12 protein-coding genes are annotated in these 15,697 nt (G+C 73.3%); 5 read left to right on the top strand and 7 right to left on the bottom strand.

Translation table 11 applies throughout. The features are described from left to right. Positions 1–120 precede the first annotated feature (120 nt). Positions 121–1,206, top strand: coding sequence for a phosphotransferase family protein (locus ACQPW6_RS06365; protein WP_433888550.1), 1,086 nt, complete (start codon positions 121–123; stop codon positions 1,204–1,206). Between the two features lie 6 nt (positions 1,207–1,212). Beyond that, a complete protein-coding gene (locus ACQPW6_RS06370) occupies positions 1,213–2,445 on the top strand; it encodes an acyl-CoA dehydrogenase family protein (RefSeq protein ID WP_433888551.1) in 1,233 nt (410 codons plus the stop codon). A gap of 702 nt (positions 2,446–3,147) precedes the next feature. On the opposite strand, the gene ACQPW6_RS06375 is transcribed toward ACQPW6_RS06370, so the two are convergent. From ACQPW6_RS06375 to ACQPW6_RS06390, 4 genes are read right to left on the bottom strand one after another with little or no spacing between them, the layout of a single operon-like run. Beyond that, on the bottom strand, positions 3,148–4,131 hold the full coding sequence (locus ACQPW6_RS06375; protein WP_433888552.1) for an NADPH:quinone oxidoreductase family protein: 984 nt from the start codon (positions 4,129–4,131) through the stop codon (positions 3,148–3,150). Between the two features lie 59 nt (positions 4,132–4,190). After that, on the bottom strand, positions 4,191–4,802 hold the full coding sequence (locus ACQPW6_RS06380) for a TetR/AcrR family transcriptional regulator (protein WP_433888553.1): 612 nt from the start codon (positions 4,800–4,802) through the stop codon (positions 4,191–4,193). 44 nt (positions 4,803–4,846) lie between these two features. Further along, positions 4,847–6,499 (bottom strand): AMP-binding protein, encoded by a 1,653-nt coding sequence (locus tag ACQPW6_RS06385; RefSeq protein WP_433888554.1) that lies wholly within the window; start codon positions 6,497–6,499, stop codon positions 4,847–4,849. After that, on the bottom strand, positions 6,496–7,335 hold the full coding sequence (locus tag ACQPW6_RS06390) for an SDR family oxidoreductase (protein WP_433888555.1): 840 nt from the start codon (positions 7,333–7,335) through the stop codon (positions 6,496–6,498). The genes ACQPW6_RS06385 and ACQPW6_RS06390 overlap by 4 nt, the downstream gene beginning before the upstream one ends. Positions 7,336–7,533: 198 nt before the next feature. Here ACQPW6_RS06390 and ACQPW6_RS06395 point away from each other — a divergent pair, with 198 nt between their 5' ends. Then, complete coding sequence (locus ACQPW6_RS06395) at positions 7,534–8,907, top strand: serine-threonine protein kinase (RefSeq protein WP_433888556.1); 1,374 nt, start codon at positions 7,534–7,536, stop codon at positions 8,905–8,907. 107 nt (positions 8,908–9,014) lie between these two features. Here the strand turns inward: ACQPW6_RS06395 and ACQPW6_RS06400 are convergent, their stop codons facing one another. Together ACQPW6_RS06400 and ACQPW6_RS06405 are read right to left on the bottom strand one after the other, a co-directional pair. Beyond that, entirely contained in the window at positions 9,015–11,789 is a 2,775-nt protein-coding gene (locus ACQPW6_RS06400) for a penicillin acylase family protein (protein WP_433888557.1), read from the bottom strand. Positions 11,790–11,899: 110 nt separating this feature from the next. Further along, positions 11,900–12,646: an SAM-dependent methyltransferase gene (locus tag ACQPW6_RS06405; protein ID WP_433888558.1), complete on the bottom strand. Its 747-nt coding sequence runs from the start codon at positions 12,644–12,646 to the stop codon at positions 11,900–11,902. Between the two features lie 256 nt (positions 12,647–12,902). Between ACQPW6_RS06405 and ACQPW6_RS06410 the strand changes: the two genes are divergently transcribed. Both ACQPW6_RS06410 and ACQPW6_RS06415 read left to right on the top strand, forming a co-directional pair. After that, positions 12,903–14,339: an amidase gene (locus ACQPW6_RS06410; RefSeq protein WP_433888559.1), complete on the top strand. Its 1,437-nt coding sequence runs from the start codon at positions 12,903–12,905 to the stop codon at positions 14,337–14,339. Positions 14,340–14,547: 208 nt separating this feature from the next. After that, a complete protein-coding gene (locus tag ACQPW6_RS06415; RefSeq protein ID WP_433888560.1) occupies positions 14,548–15,012 on the top strand; it encodes a MaoC family dehydratase in 465 nt (154 codons plus the stop codon). Between the two features lie 45 nt (positions 15,013–15,057). Here ACQPW6_RS06415 and ACQPW6_RS06420 read toward each other — a convergent pair whose 3' ends face one another. Then, a complete protein-coding gene (locus ACQPW6_RS06420; protein ID WP_433888561.1) occupies positions 15,058–15,672 on the bottom strand; it encodes a TetR family transcriptional regulator in 615 nt (204 codons plus the stop codon). Between the last annotated feature and the right edge of the window lie 25 nt (positions 15,673–15,697).

Consider the following 15,697-nt stretch of genomic DNA (forward strand, 5'->3'; position numbering starts at 1 on the left):
TGAGACCAGAGCCTAGGCGGGCCGCCCCTCGGGCGTCAATCGGCACGATTCTCGCGGTGCTGGACTGCATACCGACCGGTCGGTACGATGACCTGGCCACGACGGTGACGAGGAGCAGGAATGAGCAGCGATACCGACAACCCGCCGGGACTCGACCTCGGCCGGCTGCGCCGCCATCTGGACCAGTCCTGCCCCGGCCTCGTGGCCGGCGAACTGCGCGCCAAGCTCATCGAGGGCGGCCGGTCCAACCTGACGTACTGGGTCACCGACGGCGGCGCCGAGTGGGTTGTGCGCCGGCCGCCGCTGGGGCACGTCCTGGCCACCGCGCACGACATGACCCGCGAGCACCGGGTGATCAGCGCGCTCGCGTCCACTCCGGTGCCGGTGCCGGGCACGGTGCTGCTGTGCGAGGACGAGCAGGTGATCGGCGCCCCGTTCTACGTCATGGACTTCGTGGAGGGCACGCCCTTCCGCAGCGCCGGGCAGCTGCGGGAGCTGGGCGAGCGGCGCACCAAGGACGTGGTGCTGGCGCTGGTGGACACCCTGGTCGACCTGCACGCGGTGGACCCCGGGCAGGTCGGGCTCGGCGACTTCGGCCGCCCCGACGGCTACCTGGAGCGCCAGCTGCGCCGCTGGGGCAAGCAGCTCGACGCCTCCCGCAGCCGCGAGCTGCCCGGCATCGACGAGCTGCACTCCGCGCTCGGCGCCGCGCTGCCGCACTCCCCCGCCCCGGCCGTCATCCACGGCGACTACAAGCTGGACAACGTCCTGGTCGGCACGGACGACCGGCTGACCGCCGTCCTGGACTGGGAGATGTCCACCCTCGGCGACCCGCTCACCGACCTCGGCCTGCTCGTCATGTACAGCGAGCAGCAGACCGTCCCGAACTACGTCGTACCGAGCACCAGCGCCGCGCCCGGCCACCCGTCCACCGACGAGCTGATCGAGCGGTACGCGCTCCGCTCCGGCCGTGACGTGTCGGCCGTCGGCTGGTACACCGCGTTCGCCGGCTTCAAGCTCGCGGTCATCGCCGAGGGCATCCACTACCGCTACACGCTGGGCCAGACGCTCGGCGCCGGGTTCGACCGGATCGGCAGCGCCGTCCCGCTCATCATCGAGCGCGGCCTGCACACCCTCAAGCAGCACGAGCAGCACGAGCAGCACGAGCAGCACCAGCAGCGGCACGAGAAGCGACAGGAAGGCTGAGCAGCGATGGATTTCGCCTTCGACACCAGGACCGAGGAGCTGCGGGCCCGCCTGCTCGCCTTCCTCGACGAGCACGTGTACCCGGCCGAGCCGGTCTTCGACGAGCAGCGCGAGCAGGCCGAGGGCGAGGCCCGCTGGTCGGCGCCGCCGGTCGTGGAGGACCTCAAGGCGGAGGCCAGGCGGCAGGGCCTGTGGAATCTTTTTCTTGTGAACCAGCACAGCCTTCCGGGCGAGCACGGCGCCGGGCTGACCAACCTCCAGTACGCGCCGCTGGCCGAACTCACCGGGCGCAGCCCGCACTTGGCGCCGCCGGCGACGAACTGCGCGGCGCCCGACACCGGCAACATGGAGGTGCTGAGCGAGTTCGGCACGCCGGCGCAGCGCAAGGAGTGGCTGGAACCGCTGCTGGCAGGCGAGATCAGGTCCGCGTTCGCGATGACCGAGCCCGACGTGGCCTCGTCCGACGCGACCAACATCGAGACGCGGATCGTCCGTGACGGCGACTCGTATGTGATCAACGGCCGCAAGTGGTACATCTCCGGGGCGATGAACCCCAAGTGCGCGATCTTCATCGTGATGGGCAAGACCGACCCGGCCGCCGACCGGCACCGGCAGCAGAGCCAGATCCTGGTGCCGCGCGACACCCCCGGCATCGAAGTCCGGCGCGGCATGCGGGTGTTCGGCTACGACGACGGCGACCACGGCGGCCACGCGGAGGTCGTCTTCCACGACGTGCGGGTGCCCGCGGAGAACCTGATCGGCGAGGAGGGCGGCGGATTCGCCATCGCCCAGGCCCGGTTGGGCCCCGGCCGGATCCACCACTGCATGCGGCTGATCGGCATGGCCGAGCGGGCCGTCGAGCTGATGTGCCGGCGGGCGGCCGGCCGGACCGCGTTCGGCAAGCCGCTGGCCGCGCAGGGCGTGGTGCAGGAGTGGATCGCCGAGGCGCGGGTGGAGATCGAGCAGTTGAGGCTGCTCGTGCTCAAGACCGCGTGGCTGATGGACACGGTGGGGAATCAGGGGGCGCACACGGAGATCCAGGCGATCAAGATCGCGACGCCCGCCGGGGTGCAGCGGATTCTGGACCGCGCGATCCAGCTCCACGGCGCGGGCGGGGTCGGCCAGGACTTCCCCCTGGCATCCCTGTGGGCCGCCGCCCGCACCCTCCGTCTCGCCGACGGCCCCGACGAGGTCCACAAACGCTCCCTCGCTCGCCGCGAGCTCAAGAAGTACGCCTGACGCTTCCAGCGCGGACCCGGCCCACAGCTGCCGCCGCCCCGGCATCACCAGCGGCGCGGGACCGTTCCCCTTCTGCGGCTGCCGCCGCGCGGGCGCGATGTGCCCCGGCATCACCAGGCACGCGGGACCGTACCCGTTCAGCGGCTGCCGCCGCGTGGGCGCGATATGCCCCGGCATCACCAGGGGCGCGGGACCCTTCCCACTCTGCGGCTGCCGCCGCGTGGGCGCGATGTACCCCGGCATCACCAGGGGCGCGGGACCCTTCCCACTCTGCGGCTGCCGCCGCGTGGGCGCGATGTACCCCGGCATCACCAGGGGCGCGGGGCTGTTTCCGATGTGCGGCTGGCGCCGCGTGGGCGCGATATGCCCCGGCATCACCAGGGGCGCGGGCCCCTTCCCACTCTGCGGCTGCCGCCGCGCCTGCGCGATGTGCCCCGGCACCACCAGGCGCGCGGGACCATACCCGTTCAGCGGCTGCCGCCGCGCCGGCGCGATATACCCCGGCATCACCAGGGGCGCGGGGAACTGCGCGACAAGCCACGGCGGTGGCGCGCCTTACCACCGGGCCGAAGGGGCTGGTGCTGATGTTTCCCGGCCACCGGCCGGTGGGGGGCTGGTGGCGCAGTTCCCCGCGCCCCTGGGGTGACCGGGGCAGCCACCGCCCCTTCGGGGCGCATTCTGGCCGGGAGCGCCCCGCAGGGGCTAAGGCTGGATGACCAGGCGGCCCGTCGTCTGGCCGTCTGCGACGCGCTGGACTGCGTCCGCCGCCTCGGACATCGGGAGCCGGGCCGTGATCAGCGGCCTGATCGTGCCCTCGGAGGCCAGCCGCGTCAGGTCCTCGTGGGCCTGGTGGACGGCCACCGGGTCGTAGCGGTTGTACAGGCCCCAGTGCAGGCCGAGGATGCCGTAGTTCTTCACGAGTGCGTGACTGAGCGCCGGCGCGGGAATCGTGCCGCCGGCGAAGCCAACCACCACGATCCGGCCCTCGAAGGCCACGCACTTGGTGGACCGGGTGAAGGCGTCCCCGCCCACCGGGTCGTACACCACGTTGGCGCCGCGCCCGCCGGTGGCCTCCTTCACCACGGCCACGAAATCCTCGCTGTGGCGGTCCACCACGATGTCCGCGCCCAGCTCGCGCGCGACCTTCGCCTTGTCGGGGCCGCCGACGACGCCGATCACGGTGGCCCCGGCAGCCTTGCCGAGTTGGACGGCCGCGCTGCCGACCCCGCCGGCCGCCGCGTGCACGAGCAGCGTCTCGCCCGGCCGCAGCGCCGCCCTGCGGTGCAGGCCGAACCAGCCGGTCTGGTAGCCGATGTGCAGCGCCGCGGCCTCCGCGTCGTCCAGCGCCTCGGGCGCGGGCAGCACCCCGGCGGCGGGCACCACGACGTATTCGGCGAAGGCCCCGTCCGGCGGCGAGGCGGGCGAGATGACCCGGGTACCGGGTTCGAGTCCCGTCACTCCCTCGCCGAGCCCGGCGACCTCGCCGCACAGCTCGACGCCGGGGATGAACGGCAGCTCGGGCCGGATCTGGTACTCACCGCGGCAGAGCAGCGCGTCGGGGAAGTTCACGGCCGCCGCGCGTACGCGCAGCAGCACCTGTCCGGGCCCGGGCTCGGGGGCCGGGATCTCGTCGAGGCGCATCGCCTCGCGCGGTTCGGCGTTGCGGTGGACGCGCCATGCCTTCACGTGGGACTCCCGGGGGTCGGAGGGGGGTCGAGGGAGGTTCAGCGGGGGTTCAGGTGGGTTCAGGGCCGCCGGACCGAGTGCAGCAGCAGGTCGGCGAACTCGGCGGCGACCTGGTCGGCGGACAGCGGGCCGTCCGCGTGGTACCAGATGCCGAGGTGGTGCACGGAGCCGAAGAAGAAGTCCACCACCAGGTCGGGGCGCAGCTCGGGCCTGAAGTGGCCGTCCCGCTGCCCCTCCTCGATCAGCGTGCGGAACATCTCGTGGTAGCGGCGGCGCTCGGCGCGTACCGCCTTCTGCTTCTCCGGCGCGAGCTGGTGCATCGACCGGAAGAAGATCTTGGTGTCGTCGAGGTTCTCGATGCTGGTGACCACGACGTCCACCGCGGCCTCGGCCAGCCGGTCGGCCACGTCGGTGTCGCGGGCGGCGATGGCGTCGAGCCGCTCGGTCTGGAGCCGCAGCACCCGCCCGTAGATCTCGTGCAGCAGGTCGTCCTTGGAGCCGAAGTAGTGGTAGAGCGCGCCCTTGGTGACGCCGGCCGCCTCCACGATCTCCTGCACGGAGGTGCGGTCGTAGCCGCGTTCGGCGAACAGCCGGGTCGCCTCGGCGAGCAGCCGCTCGGGGACCGCCGTCCCGCTGCCGCCGTTGCCGGTACCCGTCGCGTTGCGTGCCATGGCCTGCCTGACCTCTCTGCCGTTCCTCTTGCCCGCTGTGGACCCTATCCGGCCCTGCCGCGCAGTTCCCGTCGGAGGATCTTGCCGGTGGCGGTCTTCGGCAGTTCCAGCAGTACCTCCACCTGGCGCGGGTACTTGAACGCGGCGAGCCGCTCCTTGCAGTAGGCGACCACGTCGGCGGGGTCGGCGTCGGCGCCGGGCCGCAGGCTGATGTACGCCTTGACGCTCTCGCCGCGGTAGGAGTCGGGCACGCCGACGACGGCGGCCTCGCGGACGGCGGGGTGGGTGTAGAGCACGTCCTCGACCTCGCGCGGCCAGACCTTGAAGCCGGACGCGTTGATCATGTCCTTCTTGCGGTCCACGACGTAGAGCCAGCCGTCGGAGTCCATGAAGCCGATGTCGCCGGTGAGCAGTTCGCCGCCGGGTATCGCGGCCTCGGACTCCTCCGGCCGCTCCCAGTAGCCCGGTACGACCATCGGCCCGCTGACCGCGATCTCGCCCTGGGCGCCGAACGGCACCTCGGCGCCGTCGTCGTCCAGGATCCTGACCATGGTGCCGGGCCCCGGCACGCCGACCGCGAGGGTTCCGGACTCCGGGTCGACCGGCGCCTCGCGGCCCGGCGGCACGCTGGCGCAGGGCGCGGTGCACTCGGTCAGGCCGTAGCCGTTGGACAGGTAGTGGCCGAACCGCGACCTGAAGGTCTCCACCACGGCGGGCGGCAGCGGGGCGCCGCCGGACGAGATCAGCTCGAAGGAGCGGAAGTCGTCGGCGCTCGCGCCGGGTACGGCCATCAGTGCCATGAAGGCGGTGGACGGGCCGACGGTGTAGGTGGGGCGGTGCTCCCGGAAGGCGTCGAGTACCACGCCGGGCTCGAACCGGTAGGCGAGTGCCACGGTGTGGCCGCCGGCCAGGCCGGCCGACAGCTGGCAGACGATGCCGGTGATGTGGAAGAGCGGCGCCAGCGCGAAGACCACCGCGTCCGGGCCGAGGTCCTGGACGCGGACCTGCCGGTGGGCGTTGAACGAGATGTTGCCGTGCGTGTTGAGCGCGCCCTTGGGCCGGCCGCTGGTGCCCGAGGTGTAGCTGATCAGCGCGGTGTCGGCGGCGGCAGGCAGCGGCAGGCCGAGCGGCGGCCCGGCGGCGGCGCGGGCGGCTTCCAGTACGTCGCCGGCGTCGGCCGCGGGCTGCCGCTCGCCGCGCAGCACCCGCGGATCGTCCCGGGTCTGGAGGTCGAACTCGCTGGCGGTCAGCGCGATCCTGACCTTGGTGCCGGCCGCGGCGGCGCGCGCGTAGCCCTCCCAGGCGCGCTCGGAGCAGACCAGGGCGACGGCCCCGGAGTCGCCGAGCACGTGCGCCAGTTCCTGCTGCTTGTACATCGGGTTGACGGGGACGACCGCGCCGCCGGCCTTCCAGGTGGCGAGCAGCGCGACGACGAACTGCGGGACGTTCTGCAGCATCACCGCGAGCCGGTCGCCGGGGGCGAAGCCGCGGTCGGCGAGGTGCCGGGCGAGGCCGTCGGACAGCGCGTCGAGCTCGCCGTAGCCGAGCCCGCCGTCGAAGTACCGCAGCGCCGGGTGGCCCGGGTCGCGCTCGGCGACCGCGCGGAAGGTGTGCAGCACCGACGGCGGGTGCTCGACCTCCTGCCGCTGCTCCTCGGTGAAGTGCTTCAGCCAGGGCTGGTCGGCATATCCGGTCACGCCAGGTCACCTTCCTTCGCCGCGGGCACGGGGGAACCGGCGGCGGTCCCGGCGGCGGGCCGGGCCTGCTGGGCCTGAAGTTCCTCGTAGCCGCGCTGGAGCTTGTTCATGCCGCCGAGCCAGTGTTCGGGGTCGGCGGCGCGGGCCGCGTAGTAGTCGGCGACCTCGGGGTGCGGCAGGATCAGGAAGTGCTCGGCCTCGATGCCGGCCAGCACCGCGCGGGCCACGTCCTCCGGCTCGATGGCGGTCGGCGCGAGCACCAGGTCGCCGGCCGGTCCGGTGGATTCCAGCATCCGGGTGCGTACGCCCTGCGGGCAGACCGCGTGCACCTTGACGCCGCGGTGCCGGTAGGTGAGGGAGAGCCATTCGGCGAAGGCGAGCGCGCCGTGCTTGGTCACCGAGTACGTGGCCGCGCCGATCATCGTCAGCAGGCCGGCCGCCGAGACGGTGGACACGAACCGGCCCTGGCCGCGTTCCAGCCACTCGGGCAGCAGCGCGCGGGCGGCGCGGACGTGGCTCATCACGTTGACGTCCCAGGCCAGTTCCCAGGCGGCGTCCTCGGCCTCGGGGCCGCCGCCGGTGCCGACTCCGGCGTTGGCGCAGAAGACGTCGATCCGGCCGCCGAGCGCGGTGCGGGCGGCGGGCACGATGCCGGAGGCGTCACCGGGGACGACCGCGGCGCCGATCTCGGCGGCGACCGTCCGGGCGGCGCCGGCGTCCAGGTCGTTGACCGCCACCCGGGCGCCCTCGGCGGCGAACGCCCGGGCCAGCGCCGCTCCGATGCCGCCGCCGGCTCCCGTGACGACCACTCGGGCGTCGCGCAGCGCTTCCACCACGATCGTGTCTCCCTTGACTCGATGTCGGCTCGATCACTCTCCCCCGTTCGCATACTAAGCGGTTGGTCACTGCATCGGAAGGGCCGGGCGCGCCCGACAGACTCACCCGTCCGAGGGATGGACGGCGGCGGCCCGGCTCGGGATGATGCGGGCAGAACTCACAGAGCGGACAGAGCGGACGGACGCCGGGGGGCAACCATGGCCGTGACCGTGCGGGTGACAAGTGTGCGGCCCTTCTGGGACCTGACCGTCGACGCGCAGGGCGATCCCGATCCGGCGCAGCGGGACGCGCTGCTGTCCGGGGTGGTGGCGGCCGGCAGCACCGACCTGGCGGTGTTCTCGCACGGCTGGAACAACGACGTGTCCACCGCGAGCACGCTCTACGACCGGTTCTTCGCGCCCTTCCCCGGCCTGCTGGCCGCCGCGCCGGCCGTGCCCGCCGCGCGGTTCGGGTACGTCGGGGTGCACTGGCCGTCGATGCGGTTCTCGGACGAGCCGATCCCGGACTTCCCGCACCAGTCGGTGGCCGCGCCCACCGGGCAGGACCCCATCTCCGCATTCCTCGGCCCTGAGGCACGGGCGGCGCTCGCCCGGGTCTTCCCCGGCCGGGAGCCGGTCATCGGCCGGCTGGCCGAACTGCTCGCGCAGCAGCCGGCGGACGCCGGGGCGCTGGACGAGTTCGCGGCCGCTGTGCGCACCCTCACCGGCGGCCCCGCCGACCCGGCCACCGCGCGCTTCGCCCAGGACCTGCCGGGCACCGGCGGCGCTCCGGCGCTGCTGACCGGGGACCCGGCCGCCGCCTGCCAGGCGCTGGCCGACGCGCTCGAACAGGCCGGCTGCCCGGTCGCCCCGGCCGACGACGGCCAGGCGCTGCTCGGCGGACTCGGCAAACGGGTCTGGGACGGCGCGCGCGAATTGCTGCGGCAGGCCACGTACTACACGATGCGGGCCCGCGCGGGCACCGTCGGGCAGCTCGGACTCGGGCCGCTGCTGGGGCAGTTGGCGCAGCGCGCGCCCGGGGTGCGGATCCATCTGATCGGGCACAGCTTCGGCGCCCGGCTGGTGTCCTTCGCACTGCTCGGCCTCGGCGAGGACGCGGCCGGCGCCGCCGGTCAGGACGCGCCCGGTGTCGCCTCGGTGACACTGCTGCAAGGCGCCTTCTCGCACTACGCGTTCAGCGGCCCGCTGCCGTTCGACTCCGGCGGCGGCGCGCTGCACGCGGCGTTGCAGCGGGTGAAGGGGCCGCTGGTGGCCTGCCACTCCAGCCATGACGAGGCGCTCGGCGTGCTCTATCCGGTGGCGTCCCGGCTCGCCGGCGAGGACAGGTCGCTGCTCGGCCTCGGCGATCGCTGGGGCGCGCTCGGCCATGACGGCTTCCAGCAACTGCCGGGCGCGCGGGCGCTCATGCTCGCCGACGCGCTGGCCGGGCCGCTGCCCGCGTCCGGGCCGGTGAGCGTGGACGCGTCGGCGGTGGTGTGCTCGGGCGGGCCGCCGTCGGGCGCGCACAGCGACATCTGCCATGCGGAGCTGGCCCGGTTGGTGCTGCGGGCCGCGGGCCGGATCCCCGGCTGAGGACCCGGCCCGCGGCCGGCGTGCGGCGGGACGGCGTCCGGTCGAGCGGCCTTGCCGTGGCCGCGCTCCCTTGGACGCCGTACCCGCCGTTCTCCCTGCGGGACCGTTCAGCGGTGGGCCGGGAACTCCACCACCTGCTGGTAGGTCGGGCGGTTCTGCCAGCTGATCCGGTCGTCGGTCACGCCGCCGAGCGGGCGCTGCACGATCGAGTCCGCGCACCACTGGTCGCCGGCCGAGCAGCCGCCGTCGTCACCGGGGTAGACCGTGGTCGCCGGGGTGGCCGCGGCCTGCTTCAGCGTGGACAGCAGCATGTCGCGGCAGGCGGCCAACTGCCCGCCGCCGCAGTACGTCTGGGCCAGCGGCCCCTGCACGGACTGGCCGAGCACCCGCCGCAGGTCCTTGTCCGCGTAGGACCACCAGCCGTACTGGAACGAGCTTCCGGCGTGCGAGCCGGTCGGTCCGTGGCCGGCCGACGGCGACTCGTCCACCGTCAGGTTCGCGGTGAGCGCGGTGTAGAGGTCGCTGCCGAGCCCGCCCTCGAACTCGCCCTGGATCAGCAGCGGCCACCACGCGTCCATCACCCGCACCGCGTCGGCGTCGGCGTAGGTGTGCGAGCCCGGTGACGTCTCGTGCCGCTTGCTGCCGTCGGCGCTCCAGGTGCGCAACTGCTGTACGGCGGCGGCCTCCTGGGGATCGGCGACGGCTCCGTTGCCGATCACCTGGAGCAGGTCGGGCAGCACGTCCTCGCCCCGCAGGTCGGTGAGCGCCGCGTCGTCCATCGCCTTGGCGAGCGCGGAGCGGGTGACGCCGCCGGCCTGCACCAGCGCCTTCACCCGGTCGTTCAGCAGGTCGGCGCGGTGCACCGAGCCGTTGCCGAAGCCGGCCGAGGTGTAGCCGGGCGCCTGCTTGTTGTTCCAGCTGATGTAGTAGTCCTGGTCGACGGACTGCGGATGCTGCGCGGGTGGTGTGTAGGAGGCGGTGTTGGTGGCCGGGTCCCAGCCCTGCCAGTCGTAGGCCGACTGCGCCCACACCGGGAAGGAGGCGTCAACGCCCGCCGCCCGTACGGGGTTTGTGCCGCTGTTGTAGTAGGCGGTCTGCCGGGAGTCGGCGTAGAACCAGTTGAAGGTGTAGTTGATGTTCTGCGCGGCCGTCTGGAAGGACGCGGCGTCATGCACGACCCCGGGGTCGTTGAGCATCTGGAAGCCGATGATCGAGTCGGCCTCGTGCCGGTACGAACTGCGCAGCTCCGTATAGGCGACGCGCTTGCCGCCGACGGTGGCCCGGTACTCGACGGGGCCGTAGGCGGTGCGCCACACCTGCATCCGGTAGGAGCCGGCGGCGGTGCTGTCGGCCAGGGTGGGCTTCCAGGAGTTGACCCGCTCCAGCTTCTCCATCGGCACGCAACTGCCGTGGAAGAGGTAGTGCGTGTCGTCCTGGCACAGCTCGACGGCGTAGGTGTCGGTGACGTCCTGCGACGCGGAGGTGGCACTCCAGGCGTAGTCCTGGCCGCGGCCGAGCTCGATGTACATCCCGAGGCCGGCGAAGGACGCGCCGCGGGCGCTGATGCCGGGCCCCTGCAGCTCCTGGAGCATCAGCAGCTGCGGGGCGAAGTAGCCGGTCTGCGGGCCGAACACGGCGACCGGGTGGCCGCTCGCGGTGTGCGCGCCGCTGACCACGAGGGCGTTGGACATGCCCTTGCGCGGGTCGGAGAACAGGTTGGCCGGCAGCATGCCCGGGCTCTTGGTGGCGGCCTGGGTCGCGCCGCCGGTGGCGTCGTAGACCAGCGGTTCGGGTACGACCGAGCCCGGGTCGGGCAGCGCCTCGCCCTGCGGGCTGGCGGGCTTGCCCGCGTACGGGAAGCTGGTGCCGTCGTGCACGGTGGCGGTGGCCTCGGGGTCGTCGCGCTCGCGGAAGGACTCCCAGACCTGGGTGCCCTGCTGGACGCCGTACTTCTGCTGGGCCGCCGCCAGCGACAGCGCCGACTGCACCTCCCCACCGCCGCCGGTGCCGAACAGCGCGCCGACCACGGAGGCGAGCGCGATCAGGTCGGTGAGCTGGAACGGGTCGATGGTGCCCGCGTTGGTGATGGCGTTCACATGGCCGGTGAGCACGTACTCGCCGGGGAAGTAGCGGCCGTTCTTGGACGCGGTGATGTACGAGTTGATGCCGTCCACGTACGACTGCGCGTCGGCCAGCGCCTGCTGCCCGCGGGGGCCGCTGTGGTTGGCCAACTGGTCGACCTGCGCCTGGAGATCGGCCTCGGTGTAGGGCGCCTGCTTCCAGAACTCCTGCTCCAGGCCGCGGTTGGCGGCGGCACCGCCGGCGAAGGACGACAGCTCGCCGCGGCCGACGTGCCGGAACAGGTCCATCAGCCACAGCCGGTCCTGCGCGGCGGCGTAGCCCGCGCCGAACTCGGTGCCCTGCCGGGTGCTGCCCTTGATGTGCGGCACGCCGGTCTTCTTGTCCCGGGTGATCGTCACGTCCGAGCGCGGGCTGATCACCGACGCGATCTGGTTCGCCGGCACCCCGAAGGAGGCGTCGTTGAAGAAGTCGGTGATCGTGGAGTCGGTCAGGCCCTGGTAGTTGTCAGCCAGGTCGGCGTAGGGGCCGAGCTGGTCGGAGGTGTGCGCGGGGCGGGTGCCGAGCGCCTTGTTCGCCAGGATGTCGGCAAGGGTGGCGTTGCCGTTCTCGCCCGGCGGCAGGATGTCCGCGCACTGCCCCGCGCAGTAGTCGTTGCTCTGGGTCGCGGCCTGCGCCGCGGTCGTCAGCGGGGTGATCAGGGTGGCTCCGAGCGCCAGCAGGGCGGCGGCGGTCGCGGTTCTCCAGATCGCGCTTCTGTGCGTTGTGCTGGTGCCGATCCGTCGTGGGGTCCGTAGCGGCATGTCTGCTCCTTCCGGGTACCGGTGGGCGGAGGTTACCGCCGGTACGTCGGCCCCGGAAGATGAACATGCGTCACGTTTTTCCCAACCGGCGGATCCCGGCCGAGGTTCGCTCAGCCGGCCGCGCGCAGCACGAACACGCCCCAGCCGAGCTGGTGACGGAGGAACTCCAGGTGGGCGCGGCGGCCGTGGGAGAGGAACTCCCGCATGTCGGCGGCGTCCTTGTGGTCGGCGGGCACCGAGCGCAGCCAGTCGGAGATCGCGAACCACTGCTCGGCGGCGTAGCGGTCCCAGCTGTCGCCGTCCGCGAGCACCATCTCGACCAGGTCCATGCCGGCCGCCTCGAAGCGGTCAAGGGTGCCGACCAGCGAGGTGAAGTCGTCGGGCCCGGCGCCGAGCGCTTCGAGCGCCCCCTCGGGGGCGGGCTCGTTCCAGTACGGCTCGCCGATCAGCATCAGGCCGCCGGGGCGCATCGCGGGCCGCAGCAGTTCGATCGTGCCGGCCAGTCCGTCGCCGATCCAGGTCGCGCCGATGCACGACACCACGTCGTAGCCGGCCGCCTCCGCCTCGTACGCCCCGGCGTCGCCGCGCTCGAACCGCACGCGATCGGCCACGCCCAGTTCGGCGGCCCGCTCCCGGGCGGCGTCCAGGAACACCGCGCTGACGTCCACCCCGACCCCGCCGGTCCCCCACCGCTGCGCCCACCGGGTCAGCATCTCCCCCTTGCCGCAGGCCAGATCGAGCTGTCGCTGCCCCTCCTGGAGCCGGCAGATCTCGCCGAGCAGCATCAGCTTGTCCTCGGTCATCGGATTGAGGATGCGGTGGCCGGCTTCGGCGATCTCGTGGTGGCGCAGGCTCATTCGTTTCCTCGGGGAGTGTCGACAGCGGAACCGGTTCCCCCGGCATGCTGCCGGACCGCCGAACGGACCGCCACTCGATTCCTCCGCTGATCACCCGCGCCCGAGCCCCGAAGGGGCGCGGGGAACCGCGCGACAAGCCACGAGGTAACGGGCACCCGACCCACCGGGCCCGCGCCGGAGGCGGTCTGGCCGCTACCGGCCGGTAGTGCGAGGATCGCGCCGAGGCGACGGCACTTCGGCGAAGGGACTGACGGCCATGGGCGAGCTGCACGATCTGACGGCGGTGGAGCAGGCGGCGGCGATCCGCGCCGGATCGCTCTCACCGGTCGAACTGACCGAGCACTACCTCGCGCGGATGGAGCGGCTGGACGCGGCACTCGGCGCGTTCATCACCCGGACCCCGGAGATCGCCCGCAAGCAGGCCGCGGACGCGGAGGCCACCGCGCTGGCCGCGCGGCGCGAGGACCGCGGGCTGCCGGCCCTGTTCGGGGTGCCGGTGCCGGTCAAGGACCTCAACTTCGTGGCGGGCGTGCGCTGCACCCTGGGCAGCGCCGCCTACGCCGAGCACGTCCCCGACACCGACGACCACGTGGTCACCCGGCTGCGGGACGCCGGCACGATCCTGCTCGGCAAGACCAACACCCCGGAGTTCGGCCTGCCCTGCTACACCGAGAACCGGCTCGCGCCGCCCGCCCGCACCCCCTGGGACCTCACCCTCTCGGCCGGCGGATCGAGCGGCGGTGCGGCGGCCGCGGTCGCCGGCGGCCTGGCGCCGATCGCGCAGGGCAGCGACGGCGGCGGCTCGATCCGCATCCCGTCCTCGGTGTGCGGCCTGTTCGGGATCAAGCCGAGCCGCGGCCGGGTCAGCGCCGGCCCGGTGCAGCACGACGTGAGCGGGCTGAGCACCTCGGGGCCGATCGCCCGCACGGTCGCGGACGCTGCGACGCTGCTCGACATCCTGGCCGGGCCGATGCCGGGCGCCCCGTACGGCGCCCCCTCGCTGCCGCCCGGCGAGACCTTCGCCTCCTACGCCGGCCGCGACCCGGGCCGGCTGCGGGTGGTGTCGCTGCCCGAGCCGCCGGTGCCCGGCGTCGAGCTGCACGCCGACTGCCGGGCCGCGCACGACGCCGCCGCCGCGCTGCTGCGCGACCTCGGGCACGAGGTGGACGAACTGGAGCTGCCGGTCGACAAGTCGGTGAAGACGGCGTTCGAGACGGCGTGGGCGGTGATGGCCACGGTCTACCCGGTCGCGCCGCAGGACGAGGAGCGGCTGATGCCGCTGACCCGCCGGCTGCGCTCGATCGGCGCCGGGGTGAGCGGGCCGGCCTTCGCCTCCGCGCTGTACGGCTTCCGGGCGCTCGGCCAGCTGGTCGCGGACGCGCTGCTGTCCACGTACGACGTGATCCTGACCCCGACGCTCGCCAAGCCGCCGGCGCCGGTCGGCGGCCTGCGCGACGACGAGAACCCGGCGGCGGAGTTCGAGGGGCTGGCGCACTTCACGCCGTACACCCCGCTGTACAACGCGACCGGGCTGCCGGCGGTCAGCGTGCCGCTGCACTGGACGGAGGCGGGGCTGCCGATCGGCGTGATGCTCGGCGGCCGGTACGGGGAGGACGGCACGCTGGTGTCGCTGGCCGGCCAGCTGGAGCGGGCCAGGCCGTGGGCGCACCGGCGGCCGGAGGTGTGGGCGTAGGGCGCCGCTCCTGAGGTGGGCCTTCAGCCGTGGTGGCACGTTGACAGCCGGGGCGGGCGGAAGCATGCTGAGCAAGCGCTTGGAAACCGGCGGGCGCGTCACCGTACGATCGCGCCCGGCGCCGTACGACGGCCCTCGTCACCGTGGGATCGCGCCCGGCGCCGTACGACCGCGGTCCGCCAAGTCAAGCCGCCAGGAGGCCGACACCATGTCCCAGCAGCCCCGCATCTTCGCTTCGCCGGACGAGCTGCGCGCCGCGGTCGGCGAGCAGCTCGGCTGGACGGACTGGCTGGAGATCGACCAGAAGCGGATCGACGAGTTCGCCGAGGCTACCGGGGACCACCAGTGGATCCACGTCGATCCGGAGCGGGCGGCGCAAGGGCCGTTCGGCGGCACGATCGCGCACGGGTTCCTCACGCTGTCGCTGATCCCGTCGCTGACCCCGCAGCTCTTCCGGGTCGAGGGCATCACGATGGGCGTGAACTACGGCGTGAACAAGGTGCGCTTCCCCGCGCCGGTGCCGGTCGGCTCGCGGCTGCGCGCCACCGCCGTGGTCGCCGAGCTGACCGAGGTGGGCGGCGGCGTGCAACTGGTCACCCGGGTCACGATCGAGCGGGAGGGCGGCGAGAAGCCGGTGTGCGTGGCGGAGACGGTGGCCCGCTTCTACCTGTAGGGCCGCGGCTACGGGTACCGGCCCTGTCCCCCGTACCCCGACGGCTCAGGCGGCGTGCCGGACCATCCGCTGCACGAGGTCGGCGTAGAGCGCGCCGACCTCGTCGGGCGTCCTGCGGCCCTGCGGGTTGAACCAGCGGGCCACGTCGATGCACAGCGACAGCACCGCCAGCGTGGTGCCGGAGACGTCGGGCACGTCGAACTCGCCCGCCGTCACACCGTCCTTGATGATCGACTTGATGGCGTCCTCTGACTGCCGCCGCAGGCCGACGATCTCGGCGTAGTGCTCCTCGGCCAGCGCCCCCAGCTCGTACTGCACGACCCGGCCCGTGGTGTGGTGCTCGGCGTGCCAGCGGACGAAGACCCTGACCGCGGCGGCCAGCCGCTCGGTGGCGGGCGCGTCGGCGTCCCTGGCCTCGGAGAGCAGCGCCAGCGAGCGCAGGTGGCCGACCTTGCTGATCTGGTAGAGCAGCTCTTCCTTGGTCTTGTAGTGGATGTAGAGCGCGGCGGGGCTCATACCGGCCCGGCCGGCGATGTCCCGGGTGGTGGTCGCGTGGTACCCGCGCTCGGCGAACGCCTCGACCGCGGCGAGCACCAGCCGCCGGGCGGCGTCGGGGGCCACGTCGGCCCATGCCTCGCCGGTTGCCGCCTCGGTACTCATCGCACGCTCCTCCCACCTGGCGGGT

The organism is Streptomyces sp. CA-111067 (genome assembly GCF_050956065.1).
GTDB lineage: Bacteria > Actinomycetota > Actinomycetes > Streptomycetales > Streptomycetaceae > Actinacidiphila.